The sequence below is a fragment of the Limnohabitans sp. INBF003 genome (assembly GCF_055396645.1).
This window is the reverse complement of the sequence record NZ_AP029222.1, coordinates 745,225-762,515: the sequence shown is the minus strand read 5'-3', so window position 1 is coordinate 762,515 and position 17,291 is coordinate 745,225. Positions and strand designations below refer to the sequence as shown.

General features: G+C 61.1%; 15 protein-coding genes. 13 read left to right on the top strand and 2 right to left on the bottom strand.

All coding sequences use genetic code 11. The features are described from left to right. The first annotated feature begins 20 nt into the window (after positions 1-20). The 8 genes from pheA to ACZ5VE_RS03585 all read left to right on the top strand — a co-directional run bounded on the left by pheA (position 21) and on the right by ACZ5VE_RS03585 (position 8,315). Positions 21-1,121, top strand: a complete 1,101-nt coding sequence (pheA, locus tag ACZ5VE_RS03620) for a prephenate dehydratase (RefSeq protein WP_464456705.1) — start codon at positions 21-23, stop codon at positions 1,119-1,121. Beyond that, a complete protein-coding gene (locus ACZ5VE_RS03615) occupies positions 1,118-2,038 on the top strand; it encodes a prephenate dehydrogenase (RefSeq protein WP_464456704.1) in 921 nt (306 codons plus the stop codon). Before pheA ends, ACZ5VE_RS03615 begins: the two co-directional genes overlap by 4 nt. A gap of 3 nt (positions 2,039-2,041) precedes the next feature. Continuing rightward, the gene (locus tag ACZ5VE_RS03610; RefSeq protein WP_464456703.1) at positions 2,042-4,033 is read left to right on the top strand and encodes a bifunctional 3-phosphoshikimate 1-carboxyvinyltransferase/cytidylate kinase; all 1,992 of its coding nucleotides are present in this window, start codon (positions 2,042-2,044) and stop codon (positions 4,031-4,033) included. Between the two features lie 215 nt (positions 4,034-4,248). Next, the gene (gene rpsA, locus ACZ5VE_RS03605) at positions 4,249-5,928 is read left to right on the top strand and encodes a 30S ribosomal protein S1 (protein WP_019431250.1); all 1,680 of its coding nucleotides are present in this window, start codon (positions 4,249-4,251) and stop codon (positions 5,926-5,928) included. Between the two features lie 111 nt (positions 5,929-6,039). Next, positions 6,040-6,354: an integration host factor subunit beta gene (locus ACZ5VE_RS03600; protein ID WP_464456702.1), complete on the top strand. Its 315-nt coding sequence runs from the start codon at positions 6,040-6,042 to the stop codon at positions 6,352-6,354. Between the two features lie 108 nt (positions 6,355-6,462). Continuing rightward, the gene (locus ACZ5VE_RS03595) at positions 6,463-6,750 is read left to right on the top strand and encodes a LapA family protein (protein WP_464456701.1); all 288 of its coding nucleotides are present in this window, start codon (positions 6,463-6,465) and stop codon (positions 6,748-6,750) included. Further along, positions 6,740-7,897, top strand: a complete 1,158-nt coding sequence (lapB, locus tag ACZ5VE_RS03590; protein WP_464456700.1) for a lipopolysaccharide assembly protein LapB — start codon at positions 6,740-6,742, stop codon at positions 7,895-7,897. The genes ACZ5VE_RS03595 and lapB overlap by 11 nt, the downstream gene beginning before the upstream one ends. A 118-nt stretch (positions 7,898-8,015) precedes the next feature. Further along, on the top strand, positions 8,016-8,315 hold the full coding sequence (locus ACZ5VE_RS03585; protein ID WP_464456699.1) for a ComEA family DNA-binding protein: 300 nt from the start codon (positions 8,016-8,018) through the stop codon (positions 8,313-8,315). Between the two features lie 3 nt (positions 8,316-8,318). Here the strand turns inward: ACZ5VE_RS03585 and ACZ5VE_RS03580 are convergent, their stop codons facing one another. Further along, on the bottom strand, positions 8,319-11,999 hold the full coding sequence (locus tag ACZ5VE_RS03580; RefSeq protein WP_464456698.1) for a hydantoinase B/oxoprolinase family protein: 3,681 nt from the start codon (positions 11,997-11,999) through the stop codon (positions 8,319-8,321). 34 nt (positions 12,000-12,033) lie between these two features. Then, positions 12,034-12,567 carry a winged helix DNA-binding protein gene (locus tag ACZ5VE_RS03575; RefSeq protein ID WP_464456697.1) on the bottom strand — a complete coding sequence of 178 codons (534 nt, stop codon included), beginning with the start codon at positions 12,565-12,567 and terminating at the stop codon, positions 12,034-12,036. A 216-nt stretch (positions 12,568-12,783) separates the two neighbouring features. Between ACZ5VE_RS03575 and ACZ5VE_RS03570 the strand changes: the two genes are divergently transcribed. Genes ACZ5VE_RS03570 through crcB form a run of 5 tightly spaced genes read left to right on the top strand, consistent with a single transcriptional unit; the run spans position 12,784 to position 17,142 of the window. After that, positions 12,784-13,761: a TRAP transporter substrate-binding protein gene (locus tag ACZ5VE_RS03570; protein ID WP_464456696.1), complete on the top strand. Its 978-nt coding sequence runs from the start codon at positions 12,784-12,786 to the stop codon at positions 13,759-13,761. A gap of 6 nt (positions 13,762-13,767) precedes the next feature. Next, on the top strand, positions 13,768-14,334 hold the full coding sequence (locus tag ACZ5VE_RS03565) for a TRAP transporter small permease (protein ID WP_464456695.1): 567 nt from the start codon (positions 13,768-13,770) through the stop codon (positions 14,332-14,334). Beyond that, a complete protein-coding gene (locus ACZ5VE_RS03560) occupies positions 14,334-15,644 on the top strand; it encodes a TRAP transporter large permease (protein ID WP_464456694.1) in 1,311 nt (436 codons plus the stop codon). The genes ACZ5VE_RS03565 and ACZ5VE_RS03560 overlap by 1 nt, the downstream gene beginning before the upstream one ends. Positions 15,645-15,704: 60 nt before the next feature. Then, positions 15,705-16,718, top strand: coding sequence for a recombination-associated protein RdgC (locus ACZ5VE_RS03555; protein WP_464456693.1), 1,014 nt, complete (start codon positions 15,705-15,707; stop codon positions 16,716-16,718). A gap of 34 nt (positions 16,719-16,752) precedes the next feature. Then, the gene (gene crcB / locus ACZ5VE_RS03550) at positions 16,753-17,142 is read left to right on the top strand and encodes a fluoride efflux transporter CrcB (protein ID WP_464456692.1); all 390 of its coding nucleotides are present in this window, start codon (positions 16,753-16,755) and stop codon (positions 17,140-17,142) included. The last annotated feature ends 149 nt before the right edge of the window (positions 17,143-17,291 follow it).

The following is a 17,291-nucleotide window of genomic DNA, read 5'->3' as shown; positions in this document are numbered from 1 at the left end:
CGCCAGAAAGACTTGCGGACATGAGCCAACAACCCATTCAGTCGGATGCACTGGGTGCACTGCGCGTGCAGATCGATTCGCTGGACAAGCAGCTGCTGAGCCTGTTGAACCAGCGTGCCCATGTGGCTGAAAAAGTCGGCGAAATCAAACGCGCCGAAGGCTCGCCTTTTTTCCGCCCTGACCGCGTGGCGCAAGTGATCGACAAGATCACGCAAGCCAACCCCGGCCCGCTCAAAAACGAGCATGTCGCCTCCATCTGGCGCGAGATCATGTCGGCGTGCCTGGCGCTGGAAGCCCCGCAACGCGTGGCGGTGCTGGGCCCCCAGGGCACGTTTTGCGAGCAAGCTGCCATCGAATTTTTTGGCAGTGCGGCCAACCTGATTTACTGCGCCAACTTTGACGAAGTCTTCCACGCCACTGCCGCAGGCACCGCCCAATACGGTGTGGTCGGTATGGAAAATTCCACCGAAGGCGTGGTGGCCCGTTCGCTCGATTTGTTCTTGCGCTCACCCGTGCATGTGGTGGGCGAAGTCAGCCTGCAAGTGCGCTTCAATTTGCTGCGTCAGCTCAATTCCGATGCGGGCATCGAGGTCGTGATGGCCCATCCACAAGCCTTGGCCCAATGCCAGGGCTGGCTGACCAAGCATCTGCCGCATGTCGAGCGCCGCGCTGTCTCCAGCAACGCCGAAGGTGCGCGCCTGGCGGCCACCAACCCGGCCTGGGCCGCGCTGGCCAGCGAACGTGCCGCCAGCCAATTTGGCCTGCACATCGTGCACCACGCCATCCAGGACGAAGCCTTCAACCGCACCCGTTTTGCGGTGATTGCCCTGCCGCAAACATTGGCCACGCCACCAGCGTCGGGCAAAGACTGCACCAGCTTGGTGGTGTCGGTGCCCAACCGCCCGGGTGCCGTGCACGATTTGCTGGTGCCGCTTAAGAACAATGGCGTGTCGATGACGCGCTTTGAATCGCGTCCCGCCAAATCCGGCCAGTGGGAGTATTACTTCTACATCGACCTGCAAGGCCACATCAGCGAGCCGCATGTGGCGGCTGCCTTGCAAGAGCTGCAAGGGCTGTGCGCGTATTACAAGGTGCTGGGTTCCTACCCTGTTTCTGAATGACGCCCGAGCGCCCGACTGCGCCACGTTTCGAGCGCCTGGCCCTGATTGGCTGCGGCCTGATGGGTGGCTCGTTTGCACTCGCCTTGCGCAAAGCAGGCCTTGTCAAGACCATCGTCGGCTTCAGCGCTTCTGAGAAAACCCGCCAACGCGCCCTTGATTTGAGAGTCATCGACCAAGCCTGCACCAGCGTGGCCGAAGCGGTGCAAGGCGCCGATCTGGTCTTGTTGGCCGTGCCGGTGGGTGCCATGCACACCAGCTTTGCGGCCATGCGCGATGCGCTGCAGCCGAGCACCTTGCTGATGGACGTGGGTTCCACCAAATGCGATGTGATTGCCGCAGCCCAGACCACTTTGGGCGAGCGTCTGAGTTGTTTCGTACCCGCCCACCCCATTGCAGGCAAGGAAGTCGCAGGCATCGAACACGCCGAAAGTGTGTTGTACCAAGCCCGCCGTACCATCCTCACGCCGCTGCCCCAAACGGGCGTTCACAAAATGCAAGCGGCGCACGATGTGTGGACCGCCATCGGCAGCCATGTGAGCACCATGACGCCCGAAGCGCATGACGCCACGTTTGCGGCTGTCAGCCACCTGCCCCACCTGCTGGCCTTTGCCGCAGTGAATGCCTTGAGCACACAGCCGCAAGGCGCGGCCTTCCTGGAAATGGCCGGTCCCGGCTTCCGGGATTTTTCCCGCATCGCAGCCAGTGACGCATCGGTCTGGCGCGACATCCTGAGCGCTAACCAGGCAGAAGTGCTCACACAAGTCGCGCACTTTCGCGCCGCACTCGACCAGTTTGAAACCGCCTTGAAGCAAGGCGATGCCCAAACACTGCAACACCTGATTCAACAAGCCAGCGATGTGCGCTCGGCCTGGACGCTGCAAGCGGGCAACGCTTGCAACAAAGCTTCTGAAGACTGACCCATGTTCTCCACCGCCTTTCTTGACCTTCCTGCGCTGCAAGGCGCGTCCGGCACCGTCACCCTGCCCGGCTCCAAAAGCATCTCCAACCGCGTGTTGCTGCTCTCGGCGCTGTGCCAAGGCACCACCGTGGTCCACGACCTGCTGGACTCGGACGACACCCGCGTGATGCTGGCCGCGCTGCGCCAACTGGGCTGCGGCGTTGAAGTCGATGGCACCACAGTGACCATCACCGGTCTGGGTGGCCGCGCCTGGCCCTCGGATGCGATTGAATTTTTCATGGGCAATGCGGGCACGGCCATGCGCCCGCTCACGGCTGCGCTAGCCGTTCAGGGTGGTGACTTCACCCTCAAAGGCGTACCCCGCATGCACGAGCGCCCCATTGGCGACTTGGTGGACGCGCTGCGTGAACTGGGCTGCGCCATCGACTACCTGGGCAACGAGGGCTACCCGCCCCTGCGCGTGCGCCAGCCTTCGCTGCAGCTCAACAAACCCATCCCCGTGCGCGGCGATGTGTCCAGCCAGTTCCTCACCGCACTGCTGATGGCTCTGCCCTTGGCTGCCCAAGACCGCGCCATCACCATCGAGGTGGTGGGTGAACTCATCAGCAAGCCCTACATCGAGATCACGCTCAACCTGCTGGCACGCTACGGCATTGCCGTGGAGCGTCAGGGCTGGGAACGCTTTGTCATTCCAGCAGGCAGCCGCTACCAGTCGCCCGGCAGCATCCACATCGAAGCCGATGCGTCTTCGGCCAGCTACTTCATCGCGCTGGGTGCCATCGCTCAGGGGGACGGCATCCACATCCAAGGCGTGGGTGCCGACTCGATCCAGGGCGACATCCGCTTCATGGACGCCGCAGCGCAAATGGGTGCCAAGATCACCAGCGGCCCCAACTGGCTCGAAATTCAGCGTGGCGCCTGGCCGCTCAAAGGCATCACCCTCGACTGCAACCACATCCCCGATGCCGCCATGACGCTGGCCGTGATGGCGCTGTACGCCGACGGCCCGACCACGCTGCGCAACATCGCCAGCTGGCGCGTGAAGGAAACCGACCGCATCGTGGCCATGGCCAACGAAAGCCGCAAACTGGGTGCGACCGTGGAGGAAGGCCCGGACTGGATCACCATCCACCCCCTGCCTGCCGGAAAGTGGCAACGCGCCAGCATCCACACCTACGACGACCACCGCGTGGCCATGTGCTTCTCGCTGGCCGCCTTCAACGCAGACCAGATCCCGGTGCGCATCGAAGACCCCAAGTGCGTGGCCAAGACCTTCCCCGACTACTTTGAGGCCTTGTTCTCGGTGGCGCACACAGAGGCCACGAACATCCCAGTGATCTGCATCGACGGCCCCACGGCCTCGGGCAAAGGCACGCTGGCCAGCCGCGTGGCCACGCAGCTCGGGTACCACTACCTGGACTCGGGTGCCCTCTACCGCGTGACCGCCCACGCCGCTTTGCAAGCGGGCCTCACGCTGGAGGCCGCTGATGAAGCCAAGATCGCTGATCTGGCCCGCGGCCTGCCGGTGCGCTTTGAAGGCGAACAAGTGCTCTTGGGCGGCGTGGACGTCACCGACGCCATTCGCAGCGAACAAGGCGGCATGAACGCCTCCAAAGTCTCTGTTTTGCCTGCCGTACGCGACGCCTTGGTTCAGCTGCAACACAGTTTTCAGCGCCTGCCCGGCCTGCTGGCCGATGGCCGCGACATGGGCACCGTGATCTTCCCGAACGCCCCTTTGAAGGTGTTTTTGACCGCCAGCGCGGCCCAAAGGGCCGAAAGACGGCATAAGCAATTGATTTTGAAGGGTTTTTCGGCTAACATCGACGCTCTTCGCGCTGACTTGGAAGCGCGTGATGCCCGGGACATGTCCCGCAGCGTTGCGCCACTCAAGCCCGCACAAGATGCCTTGCAACTGGACAACTCGTCTCTGACCATCGAAGCCTCGGTGGAACAGGTGATGGTCTGGTGGCAAAGTCGGCATGCTTTCGGTTAATCAACTGAGGTTGATGAACCGAAAACGGCCACCCAGCCTGCCCTGCGCAGGCTGACCTGAAGTTCCACCCGGCTCTCTTCGTGCAGCTTGCACACTGGCCAGGTGGATTTTTAAAACCAACCGCGGCTCACGCCGCACAACCAACCGCCACAGTCAGCTCCTGGAAACGACGCATGTCGCGTTCGTCAGTCCTGTTTTGTGGATGAGGAAAATTCATGTCTGAATCATTTGCCGCCCTATTCGAAGAATCCCTGACGCGCACGGAAATGCGCCCAGGTGAAGTCATCACTGCTGAAGTCGTGCGCATCGAGCACAACTTCGTTGTGGTCAACGCCGGTCTCAAGTCCGAGTCCTACGTGCCCCTCGAAGAGTTCAAGAACGACCAGGGTGAAGTTGAAGTCCAGGTCGGCGACTTTGTCTCCGTGGCCATCGGCTCCATCGAAAACGGCTACGGCGACACCATCTTGTCCCGCGACACCGCCAAGCGTCTGGCTTCGTGGATGTCCCTCGAAAAAGCCCTGGAATCCGGCGAATTCGTCACTGGCGTGACCAGCGGCAAAGTCAAGGGTGGCCTGACCGTGTTGGTCAACGGCATCCGCGCCTTCTTGCCCGGCTCTTTGGTCGACACACGTCCTACCAAAGACCTGTCTCCCTACGAGAACAAGACCCTGGAATTCAAGGTCATCAAGCTCGACCGCAAGCGCAACAACGTCGTGTTGTCACGCCGCGCTGTGGTGGAAGCCTCCATGGGCGAAGAGCGCGCCAAGCTGATGGAAACATTGCGCGAAGGCTCCATCGTTCACGGTGTCGTCAAGAACATCACCGAATACGGTGCATTCGTGGACCTGGGCGGTATCGACGGCCTGTTGCACATCACCGACATGGCATGGCGCCGTGTCCGTCACCCCTCCGAAGTGGTCACTGCTGGTCAGGAAATCACTGCGAAGATCCTCAAGTTCGACACCGAGAAAAACCGCGTGTCCTTGGGCCTCAAGCAAATGGGCGACGACCCATGGATGGGCGTGAACCGCCGCTACCCACAGGGCACTCGCATGTTCGGCAAGATCACCAACATCGCCGACTACGGCGCGTTTGTGGAACTCGAGCCAGGCATCGAAGGCTTGGTGCACGTGTCCGAAATGGACTGGACCAACAAGAACGTGGCACCTTCCAAGATCGTTGCTTTGGGTGACGAAGTCGAAGTCATGGTCCTCGAGATCGACGAAGACAAGCGCCGCATCAGCTTGGGCATGAAGCAGTGCCGTGCCAACCCATGGCAAGAGTTCGCTCAGAACACCAAGCGCGGCGACCGCGTCAAGGGCCCGATCAAGTCGATCACCGACTTCGGCGTGTTCGTGGGCTTGGCTGCCGGCATCGACGGCCTGGTGCACCTGTCCGACCTGTCCTGGAACGAAACCGGCGAAAACGCCGTGCGCGAATTCAAGAAGGGTCAAGAAGTCGAGGCTTTGGTCTTGGCTGTGGACGTGGACCGCGAACGCATCAGCTTGGGCATCAAACAGCTCGATTCCGATCCTTTCACCACCTTCGTGTCGATCAACGACAAAGGCCAAACCGTCACCGGCAAGGTCAAGACTGTGGATGCCAAGGGCGCTGAAATCGACTTGGGCGAAGACATCGTGGGCTACCTGCGCGTCAGCGAAATCTCGCGCGACCGCGTGGAAGACGCCAGCCACGTGCTGAAAGTCGGCGACGAAGTGACCGCTGTGGTGGTGAACGTGGATCGCAAGACCCGCAACATCCAGTTGTCCATCAAAGCCAAAGACGCTGTGGACCAACAAGAAGCCATGGCTTCCTTGTCGCAGCAGTCTTCGCGTGAAAACGCCGGCACAACCAGCCTGGGCGCTTTGTTGCGTGCCAAGTTGGACAACAACTGATCTCTTTGATCTGAAGACGCTTGCTGTCTGAAAAGCCTGCCCCTGTCATGGGGGCAGGCTTTTTTCAGGCCGGTGCATGGCACCGACAAGCATGAACAACGAAGTGACAACATGACCCGCTCCGATCTGGTTGAAGAACTCGCCGCCCGCTTTGCACAGCTGACCCACCGTGACGCCGAACTGGCCGTCAAAACGGTGCTGGACGCCATGAGCGATGCGCTGGTCAAAGGTCACCGCATCGAGATTCGCGGCTTTGGCAGCTTCTCCATCAACCGCCGCCCACCCCGTGTTGGCCGCAACCCCCGGTCTGGCGAAAGCGTTCAGATTCCGGAAAAACGGGTACCCCATTTCAAACCCGGCAAAGCCCTGCGCGAAGCTGTGGATGCAGGCACCGCCAGCCAAGCCACCGACCAGGCCAAAGCCTGATCTGTTGTGTTGACCACGCTGCGAGCAGCGTCGCACCGCCCATGCACGTCAACGGCCTTCATCGGCTAAAACGGGCCGTTAGAATGGGGCCAGATTCCGAGGTCTTCCATGAAACGTCTGCTGCGGCTGCTTCAGTGGCTACTGAAAGCCGCTGTCTTTTTTACCCTGTTCGCTTTTGCGCTGAATAACCAGCAAGAAACGCGCGTCAATTTCTTTTTCGGCACGTTTTGGCAAGCACCCACTGTGTTGGTTGTGCTTTCTGCCTTCAGTCTGGGCGTGATGGTCGGCGTGCTGGGCATGGTCCCGCGCTGGTGGCGTCATCGCCAGGCTGCTCGCCAAAACCTGACCGCCGCAACCGAACCCACACCTGTGCCAGAGACACCTCATGGAACTTGACCTGACCTGGATATTGCTGGGCCTGCCCGCTGCTTTTGCCTTGGGGTGGATCGCATCGCGCCTGGACTTGCGCCAAATGCGCATCGCCAACCGGCAAGCCCCACGCGCTTACTTCAAGGGCCTGAACTACCTGCTCAACGAGCAGCAAGACAAAGCCATTGACGCCTTCATCGAAGCGGTTCAAAACGACCCCGATACATCCGAGTTGCACTTTGCGCTGGGCAACCTGTTTCGCCGCAGAGGCGAATACGACCGTGCTGTGCGCGTGCACGAACACCTGTTGTCGCGTGCGGATTTGAGTGGCGCCGACCGCCAACGTGCGCAGCATGGCCTGGCGCTCGACTTTTTGAAGGCGGGTCTGCTGGACCGTGCAGAAGAAGCGCTGCGCAAACTGGAGGGCACGTCTTACGAAGGTCAGGCCCGTCTGGCGCGTCTGGCCATTTACGAGCGCTCCCGCGAATGGCCTGAAGCCGCAAGGGTTGCGCGCCTGCTTGAAAACTCGGGCGAAGCCAACTTCGCCATCCGCATGGCCCACTACCAATGCGAGCAAGCCCGAGAAGCCGTTCAGCAAGGCGATGCTGTCCAAGCCTTGAAGATATTGACGGCCACCGTTCAAGCCACACCCGATGCCGCCAGACCCCGCATTTTGCTGGGGCAGCTGCAGCTGTCACAAGGCCAAGCCGAGCAGGCGTTTGAGACCTTGTCTGCCCTGTTTGAGCGCTCGGATTTGGCTGCACCGCTGGCGGCAGCCAGCTTGGCCAAGGCCGCCCAAGCCGCAGCCTTGTCTCAGCCCGCCATGCAACTGCTGGAAACTCATTACGCCAAGCAGCCTTGCATTGATGTGCTGGAAGCCATCACGGCGCTGGAAGCCCATTCGCCAGACGGCGCGGCCGCATCGCACCAGCGCTACCTCGTCCATTTGGAAAAACAAGCGTCATTGATGGCCGCCACCCGCTGGTTGACCGAAGAAAGCAGCGAAGCACATCCCTTGCCTGCCCCGGTACAGAAAGCGCTGGAGCAAGCCATCCGACCCTTGGCGCGCTACCGTTGCGCCGCTTGCGGGTTTGAAGCCAAAGAACATTTCTGGCACTGCCCAGGCTGCCAAGCCTGGGACAGCTACCCGCCAAGGCGCATTGAAGAACTCTGAGGGTCGGCTGTCAACCGCTGGTTTCAAAGGATGCCCCTCTTGCACCGCCCCTGCCTGTTGACCACAATGGCTTGAACTGCACGCAGGTTGCAGCCATCCAAAACAGGGAGAGGCTCCGATGATCAAAAAAATAGCAGCCGCAATCGCCACCGTCTTGTTGGCAGGCGTTGCTTGGGCGCAAGTGGATCTGAACAAAGCCACAGAAATTGATCTCGATGGCTTGAAAGGTGTTGGCCCGGCTTTGACCCGTGAATTCATGACCGAACGTGAAAAAGCCCCATTTCGGGACTGGCCTGATGTGATGCAGCGTGTCAAAGGTATCGGCCCCAAGAAAGCTGCCAGCTTGTCGGCGCAAGGTGTGCGGGTGCAAGGCCAGGGCTATGGCCAAGCCCCGCCCGCTTCACCCCCCAAACCCTGAACCTCAGACCGACGAGCTCGGCTCGGGTTCTCCAAAACCACCTCCGCCCGGGGTATGAATTTCAAACACATCACCCGCTAGCATCTCGACCTGGCCGATGTGCGCGAGCTCTTGCACCATGCCATCGCTGCGCACCACACGGTTGATGCCCGGCAAGCCACTTTGGCCACCGGCCATGCCAAAAGCCGGATGGATGCGACCGTTGGACAAAATGCCCGCCGTCATCGGCTCCAGAAAACGCACACGGCGCACACCGCCATCACCGCCGCGCCAGCGCCCCGCGCCGCCTGAAGCCTGGCGGATGGCGTAACTTTCCAGCCGCACCGGAAAGCGGAACTCCAGCACCTCGGGGTCGGTCAGGCGAGAATTGGTCATGTGGGTTTGCACCACCGAGGTGCCGTCAAAACCTCCCACCAGCTGCCCCTGCGCATCAAAGCGCCCACCCGCCCCGCTGCCACCCGAAATCGTTTCGTAATACTGCACCCGCGCATTGCCGAAAGTGAAGTTGTTCATGGTCGGCTGGCTGCCCGCCATCACGCCCAATGCGCCAAACAGCGCATTGGTGATGCAGGTCGAGGTTTCCACATTGCCCGCCACCACCGAAGCGGGCGGGTTGGGGTTGAGCATGGAGCCCTGGGGAATGATGACCTTGAGCGGTTTCAGACAACCGGCATTCAGCGGGATGTCGTCGTCCACCAGGCTGCGGAACACATAGAGCACCGCCGCCATGCACACCGCGCGTGGCGCATTGAAGTTGTTGGGCAACTGGGCGCTGGTGCCCGTGAAATCGATCTCGGCCGTGCGCTGCTGCGCATTCACGCGCACCGCCACCTGGATCTGCGCGCCGTTGTCCAGCGGCAAAGTGAACGCACCGTTTTTCAAGCGCGTGATGACGCGGCGCACGGATTCTTCGGCGTTGTCCTGCACATGGCGCATGTAGGCCTGCACCACGTCCAGGCCAAACTGCGCCACCATGCGGCGCAACTCTTGCACGCCTTTTTCGTTGGCGGCGATCTGCGCTTTCAGGTCGGCCATGTTTTGCGCCGGGTTGCGCGAGGGGTATTCGCCACTTTGCAGCAAGGCCACCATCTCGGCCTCGCGCAAACGCCCAGCTTCGACCAATTTGAAGTTGTTGATCTGCACGCCCTCTTCTTCGATGCGCGTGGAAAACGGCGGCATCGAGCCCGGCGTGAGCCCACCCACATCGGCGTGGTGCCCGCGTGAGCCCACATAAAACACCGGCTCGGCGTGGCCGTCCAGATACACCGGCGTGATCACCGTGATGTCGGGCAAATGCGTGCCGCCGTGGTAAGGGTCGTTCAGCACAAACACATCGCCCGGCTGCATGCGGCCTTTGTTCTCCTGAATCACGGTCTGGATGCTCTCGCCCATCGAGCCCAGGTGCACCGGCATGTGCGGCGCGTTGGCGATCAAATGGCCTTCGGCGCTGAACAAGGCACACGAAAAATCCAGCCGTTCCTTGATGTTGACCGAGTAGGCCGTGTTTTGCAGCTGCAGCCCCATTTGCTCGGCAATGTTCATGAACAGGTTGTTGAACACCTCCAGCAGCACCGGGTCGGCCTGCGTGCCTGCGGCATGCTGCACGGCCCGCGCCTGCACGCGCACCAGCAGCAAGTGGTCGAGAGCAGTCAGCCGAGCCTGCCAACCTGGCTCCACCACGGTGGTGGCGTTTTTCTCGGCAATGATGGCCGGACCGTCTATCACATCGCCCGGGCGCATGTCTTCGCGCACCACCAGCGCGGCGTCCTGCCACTGGGCCACGCCTTGCGCATTGGCGGCGTACACGCGCACGGTGTCGCGGCGCGGCACTGCACGCTCGGGGTGCAAGGTGCTGATAGCCTCTTCGGGCGCATCACCGGGGAGCACAGCCTCGACCGACACCGCCTCGACCACGAGAGCCTTGCCTTGCATCAAAAAGGCAAAGCGCTGGCGGTAGGCCGCTTCAAAACCGGCGACCAACTGGGCCTGATCGCCCCAGGGCACGACCAGCGCCGAGTCGGTGCCTTCGTAGCGCAAATGCACGCGTTGGCGCAGCTCGATGCGGTGGGCGCTGCCCGCGTCTCCACCCATCTGCGCCAGCAAAGCCTGGCGGGTGGATTCACCCAAGGCCTGCAAACGCTCGGCCATGAAAGGCATGGCCGCAGCGTCCAAGCGCCGCTCAATGGACTCTTCACGCATCACGTTCTGGTCGGCCAGACCCATGCCATAGGCCGACAGCACACCCGCGAGCGGATGCACCAGCACCTGCGACATGCCCAGGGCATCGGCCACCAGGCAAGCATGCTGCCCGCCCGCGCCGCCAAAGCACTGCAAGGTATAGCGCGTCACGTCATAACCCCGCGCCACCGAGATTTTCTTGATCGCGTTGGCCATCTGCTGCACCGCGATCTGGATGAAACCGTGCGCCACATCTTCGGCAGCGCGGCCGGTTTGCTGGGCCAGTTTTTCGAAGTGCCCGCGCACCACCTCGGCGTCGAGTGGCTGGCTCGCATCCGGCCCAAACACCGAGGGGAAGAACCTCGGCTGCACCTTGCCCACCATCACGTTGGCATCGGTCACGGCCAGCGGCCCGCCCCGGCGGTAACTGGCCGGGCCCGGGTTGGCCCCGGCGCTTTGCGGGCCCACCCGAAACCGCGCACCGTCATAGGCCAGCAGCGAACCACCGCCTGCAGCCACCGTGTGGATGCTCATCATGGGCGCACGCATGCGCACCCCGGCCACCTGGGTTTCAAACTCGCGCTCGAACTGCCCGGCAAAGTGCGACACGTCGGTGGACGTGCCGCCCATGTCAAAACCAATCACCTTGTCATGCCCCGCCAACTGCGCCGTGCGGGCCATGCCCACAATGCCGCCCGCCGGGCCGCTCAAGATGGCGTCTTTGCCCGCAAACACCTGGGCGTCTGTCAGGCCGCCCGAAGACTGCATGAACATCAGTTTCACACCCGGCATTTCGCTGGCCACTTGGTCCACATAGCGGCGCAGGATGGGCGACAAGTAAGCATCCACCACCGTGGTGTCGCCCCGGCTGACCAGCTTCATCATCGGGCTGGTTTGGTGCGAGGTGCTGACTTGCGTGAAGCCGACTTCACGCGCCAGACGCGCCGCTGCCTGCTCGTGCGCTGTGTGACGCCAGCCGTGCATGAACACCACCGCCACCGAGCGCACGCCTTGTGCATGCGCCTGGGCCAATTGGGTGCGCAAATGGGCCTCGTCCAAAGGCTGCAAAACCTCGCCATCCACCGCCACACGCTCTTGCGCCTCGACCACCGCGCTGTAGAGCAATTCGGGCAGCACGATCTGGCGGTCAAACAAACGCGGGCGGTTTTGGTAGGCGATGCGCAGCGCATCGCCAAAGCCCTGCGTGGTCACCAGCAGCGTGGCTTCGCCTTTGCGCTCCAGCAGCGCATTGGTGGCCACGGTGGTGCCCATCTTCACGCACTCGACCCGATCTGGCGTAACTGGCTCGCCCGGTTTCAAGCCCAGCAAATGGCGAATGCCCGCCACCGCAGCGTCCCTGTATTGCTCTGGGTTTTCAGAGAGCAGCTTGTGCGTGACCAAGGTGCCGTCAGGCCGCTTGCCCACCACATCGGTGAAGGTGCCGCCGCGGTCGATCCAGAATTGCCAGCGGTTTTTTCCTGCAGGAGAGATATTGGATTCGGTCATAAGTCGCTCAAAAATCAGGATTCAAAAACCAGGTTTACAAAGAGGCGGCGGCACGCGCCGCCTGGTCGTACATGCCCGAGAGCACACGCAGCAATCGGGCCAGCTCGCCAATGTCACGGTTCAACCCATCGTCGGCCTTGAGCGCATCGATCAGACAGCTCTCGCGGATTTCGCGGTAACGCTGCACGTAAGCACGGCCCTCGTCGGTGGCAGCATAGGTCACGTCTTTGCCATTTTTTTGAGATGCCACCACGCCCAGGGCTTGCAGCTTTTTCAAGGCGTAATTCACCAAATGCGTGTCCTCGATGTTCATGATGAAGCAGATGTCGGCCAAGCGTTTGTCACGGGCCCGGTGCGTGACATGGTGCAGCACCAGCACATCCAGAGGCGTCAGATCTTTCAGGCCTGCGGCCGCCATGCAGTGGATGATCCAGCGGTGAAAGGCATTGCCCGCAACGATCAAACCGAACTCGAACTCGCTCATCTCGGCGCTGTCGGGCGAGACCAAATGGGCCGAGGACACGATCGGACTGGGGGCTGAAGCTGTAGGTGAATTTTTGCGGGGCATGTCTGCGCGTGTTTCAAAAGCGATGGGAAAGTCTAGCCCCGATAGAAACAATTTGCCAACAATTTGTTGACATTAAGGGAAATTACCGATCCCAAGACACCGCCAAGCTGCCTACAGTGAAGGTGCAGCCAGATGCACCAGATTCGCACACAAAAGCGGGTACAGCTCTTGCTCAGTTCAGTTGACCGTTTGTTCCCTCTCTTTTCAGGAGTTTTCATGCAACGTCGCGTTCTTCACCTCAGCCTGTTGGCTGGCTTGCTTGCTGTCTCCGGTGTCGTCTCGGCCCAAACCAAATGGGACTTGCCCGCCGCCTACCCCGCCAGCAACTTCCACTCGGTCAACCTGGCCCAGTTCGCCGCAGATGTGGACAAAGCCACAGCGGGCAAGCTCAAAATCACTGTCCACGCCAACGCATCCCTTTTCAAGGCACCGGAAATCAAACGTGCAGTGCAAGGCGGTCAAGCCCAAGCTGGTGAGATTTTGCTGGCCAACTTCAGCAACGAATGGCCCATTTATGCAGCCGATGGCCTGCCTTTCCTGGCCGACAGCTATGACGAAGGCATGAAGCTCTACAAGGCCCAAAAGCCTTTGATGGAGAAAAAACTGGCCGAGCAAGGCATGGTGCTGCTGTATTCGGTGGCCTGGCCACCCCAGGGCATTTACAGCAAGAAGCCGCTGGCCAGTGCCGCCGATCTCAAAGGCATCAAGTGGCGCTCGTACAGCCCATCTACCGCCCGCATCGCCGAGTTGGTGGGAGCTCAACCCGTCACGGTGCAAGCTGCCGAATTCACCCAGGCTCTGGCCACAGGCGTGGTCGAGTCGACCATGACGTCTGGCGCCACTGGCGTGGACAGCAAGCTCTACGAACACCTCAAGTACTACTACGACGTGCAGGCCTGGTTGCCCAAGAATGCGGTGATCGCGAACAAAAAGGCTTTTGACGCACTCGACAAAACAACACAGGACGCCATGATGAAGGCCGCAGCTGAAGCCGAAGTCCGCGGCTGGGCTGAGTCACGCAAAGTGAACGACACCACGCTGGCCACACTCAAGGCCAATGGCATGACGGTGACCCCACCATCGGCCCAACTCAAGGCGGACATGAAAAAAGTCGGCGACACCATGCTCAAAGAGTGGCTTGAAAAATCGGGCCCCGAGGGCAAGGGCCTGGTTGACGCGTACACCAAGAAATAAGCCAACATGAACTCCAGTCACACAGCACAAACCGGTCTGCTCCGGCGTTTTTTGGACCGTTTGTACCTCTTGGGCGGCAATCTGGCCGCGCTGTGTGTGCTGGCCATTTTGGTCTTGATGATCGCTGCATCCGTGGGGCGCGTGTTCGAGTGGCGCGTCTCCTGGGTCAACGACATCGTGTCCTGGCTGTGCGCAGCTGCAGCTTTTTTGGGCATGGCCTACAGTTTTCGCAACGGCGACTTTGTGCGCGTGACGCTGGTGCTCGAATCGGTGTCTGCGCCCGTGCGCCGCTGGTTGGAGTTGGTCTCGCTGGCCGTGGCCGCTGTGGCGATTGGCTACCTGGGCTACTGGGCAGCGCGCTTCACTTGGGAAAGCTACGAGTTCAACGACATCGCGGGCAACATGGTGGCGATTCCGATCTGGATTCCGCAGATGAGCTTTGTCATCGGCTCGGCCATTTTGGTGATTGCGGTGCTCGACGAATGCGTGTGCGTTTTCAAGGGCGGCAAGCCCAGTTATGTGGCGCGGGTCGAAGAACGGCACGCCCGTGGTGATTTTTCCGAGGAGATGTGATGGGCCTGCTTGAAATCGGAGGCCTGCTCCTCTTTTTGATGTTGTTGATGCTGAGTGGTGGCGTCTGGATCGCCATGACGCTGGCCATTGTGGGCTGGGTCGGTCAGGCGTTCTTTACCAACACCCTGCCTGGCAAAAACCTGTTTTCATCTTTCTGGGAAACCTCGGCCAGCTGGGAACTTGCAGCCCTGCCCATGTTCATCTGGATGGGCGAGATTTTGTACCGCACCAAGCTGTCCGAGCAGATGTTTGACGGCCTGTCGCCCTGGCTGTCCAAAGTGCCGGGCCGCCTGATGCACACCACCATTCTGGGCTGCGGCATTTTTGGATCGGTCTCGGGCTCGTCGGCGGCCACCTGCGCCACGATTGCCAAGGTGGCCCTGCCCGAGCTGGAAAAACGCGGCTACGACCGCAACATCGCGCTGGGCTCACTGGCCGCTGCGGGCGGTCTGGGCATTTTGATCCCGCCATCCATCACCATGGTGGTCTACGCCGTGGCGGCAGACGCCAGCGTGATCCGTTTGTTCCTCGCTGGATTTTTGCCCGGCTTTTTGCTGATGGGCCTGTTCTCGGGCTACATCATCTGGTGGAGCCTGCGCAATCCCGACAAAGTGCCTCCAGCAGAAGCCCCCACCACCTTCATGGAAAAAATGCGGCGCTCGGGCAGCCTGATCCCCTGCTCGCTGCTGATCGTGTTCATCGTCTGGGTGTTGGTGGCGGGCATCGCCACCGCCACCGAATGCGCGGCCTATGGTGTGCTGGGCTCGCTGGCCATTGCCGCCGCCGGCCGCAGCCTGACCTGGGAGAACTTCTGGCAAGGCCTGGTGGGCGCCACGCGTGTGAGCTGCATGATCATGTTCATCCTCGCGGGCGCCGCCTTCTTGACCAAAACCATGGCCTTCACCGGCATTCCCCGTGAACTGGCCGAGTTTGTGCATGGCATGAACCTCTCGCCTTTTGGCCTGATTGGCGTGTTGGTCGTGGTGTATTTGATTTTGGGCACGGCCCTGGACGGCATCTCGATGATCGTGCTGACCAGCGCCGTGGTGCTGCCCATGATCCAAAAAGCCGGGTTTGACCTGGTCTGGTTTGGCATCTTCATCATCATGCTGGTCGAGATCGCCGAGATCACACCACCCGTGGGCTTCAACCTGTTTGTGCTGCAGAACATGACCGGCATCGACAGCAACCGGATTGCCCGCGTCACCCTGCCGTTTTTCGCCTGCATGATCGTGGGCATCGGGCTGATCACGGTGTTCCCGTCCATCGTCACCATCGTGCCCGACATGCTGATGGGTGTGGCCAAGTAAAACAGCACCCCACTCCGGTAAGATGCCGCGCTGGCCTTGAGTGGCATGAAAGAGTGACGGATGTTCAAAAATGTGATGGTTTACCGCATCGGCGAGGGCTTTGCCCCCACTTTGGCCGATGTGCAAGCGGCCTTGGAGCCGGTGCAATTTGTAGAGTGTGGCGCCAGCCAGGAAAAGTCGATTGGCTGGGTTCCACCACGGGGCGAGGCCCATGGTCCGCTGGTCGAATCCGTGGCCGGTCAATGGATCATGAAGCTGATGATCGAGTCCAAGGCCGTACCCGGCAACGTGGTGCGCCGCAAGGCCGATGAACGGATCGCCGAAATCGAAGCTGCCACAGGCCGCAAGCCCGGCAAAAAAGAAAAACGCGACCTGATGGACGATGTGCTGCTGTCGCTGCTGCCACAGGCTTTTGCCCGCCAATCCACCGTGCTGGTATGGATGGATCTGGAAAACCGCCGTTTGGTGCTGAACGCAGGCAGCCAGGGCAAGGCCGACGAAGTGATGTCGGCACTGATGAACGTGATGGGTGGCCTGTCGGTCTCGCTGATCCAGACCGTCACATCACCCCAAGCGGCCATGACGCAGTGGCTGCTGGCCCCCACGCCCGACGAATGGCCTGCCGACCTCACGGTGGAGCGCGAAACCGTGCTCAAGTCCACCGGCGAAGACGCTGCCAGCGTGCGCTTTACCCGCCACCACTTGGCCAACGACGATGTGCGCAAGCACGTGCTCGAAGGCAAGCTGCCCACCCAGCTAGCACTCAGCTGGGACGGCCGCGTGGCCTTTGTGCTGACCGAGACGCTACAACTGAAAAAAGTGCAATACCTCGACGGTGTGATGGACGAATCGGGCACCGACAAGAACGAAGACCGCTTTGATGCCGACGTGGCCTTGTCGACCGGCTTGCTGGGGCCGTTGATCGACAGCCTGATCGAAGCACTGGGCGGGGAAATGGAGCTGGGAGCGGCTGCGGCCGACCAAGCCATTCCGAACCCCACGCGCACAGTGATCAACTCAACGGTCGCAACAGACGCAGCTGCGACAGACGACGACGAAGACCCGCCGTTTTAAAACACCCCAACCAGCCACATAAAGGACTTGCGCCATGCTCACGGTGATCGCGATCTGTCTCGGTGCTTGCGTGGGGGCGCTCTCGCGTTGGCAGTTGGGTTTGTGGCTCAACCCTGCCAGCGTCAGTACCGGCCTCTTGCCCTGGGGCACGCTGGCGGCCAACCTGATCGGGGGCTATCTTGTGGGCGTGTGCGTGGGGGTGTTCCAGCAACTGCCGGAGTTGGACCCGGTTTGGCGATTGGCACTGGTCACTGGTTTTTTAGGGGCACTGACCACCTTTTCCAGCTTCTCGGCCGAGGTAGTGGCCATGCTGCAACAAGGCCGCTTTGCGCTGGCGGCAGGTACGGCCAGCTTGCACTTGTTTGGCTCCCTGGCCCTCACGGTGCTGGGACTCAAAACAGTGGGTCTACTCTGGGCGCGTTGATTGAGCGAGGGGCGCGTTTGCAGCGGGAGCAGTTGTTCAGGAAGCATTTCCCGTAGGACAGCTCACGGGCAGTTGCAGACGTTCCCCAATAACCGCTTTGTAGCGGCTGAGAAATGAAAAGGTGAGAAAATGCCTAGCAAGCATGCAAG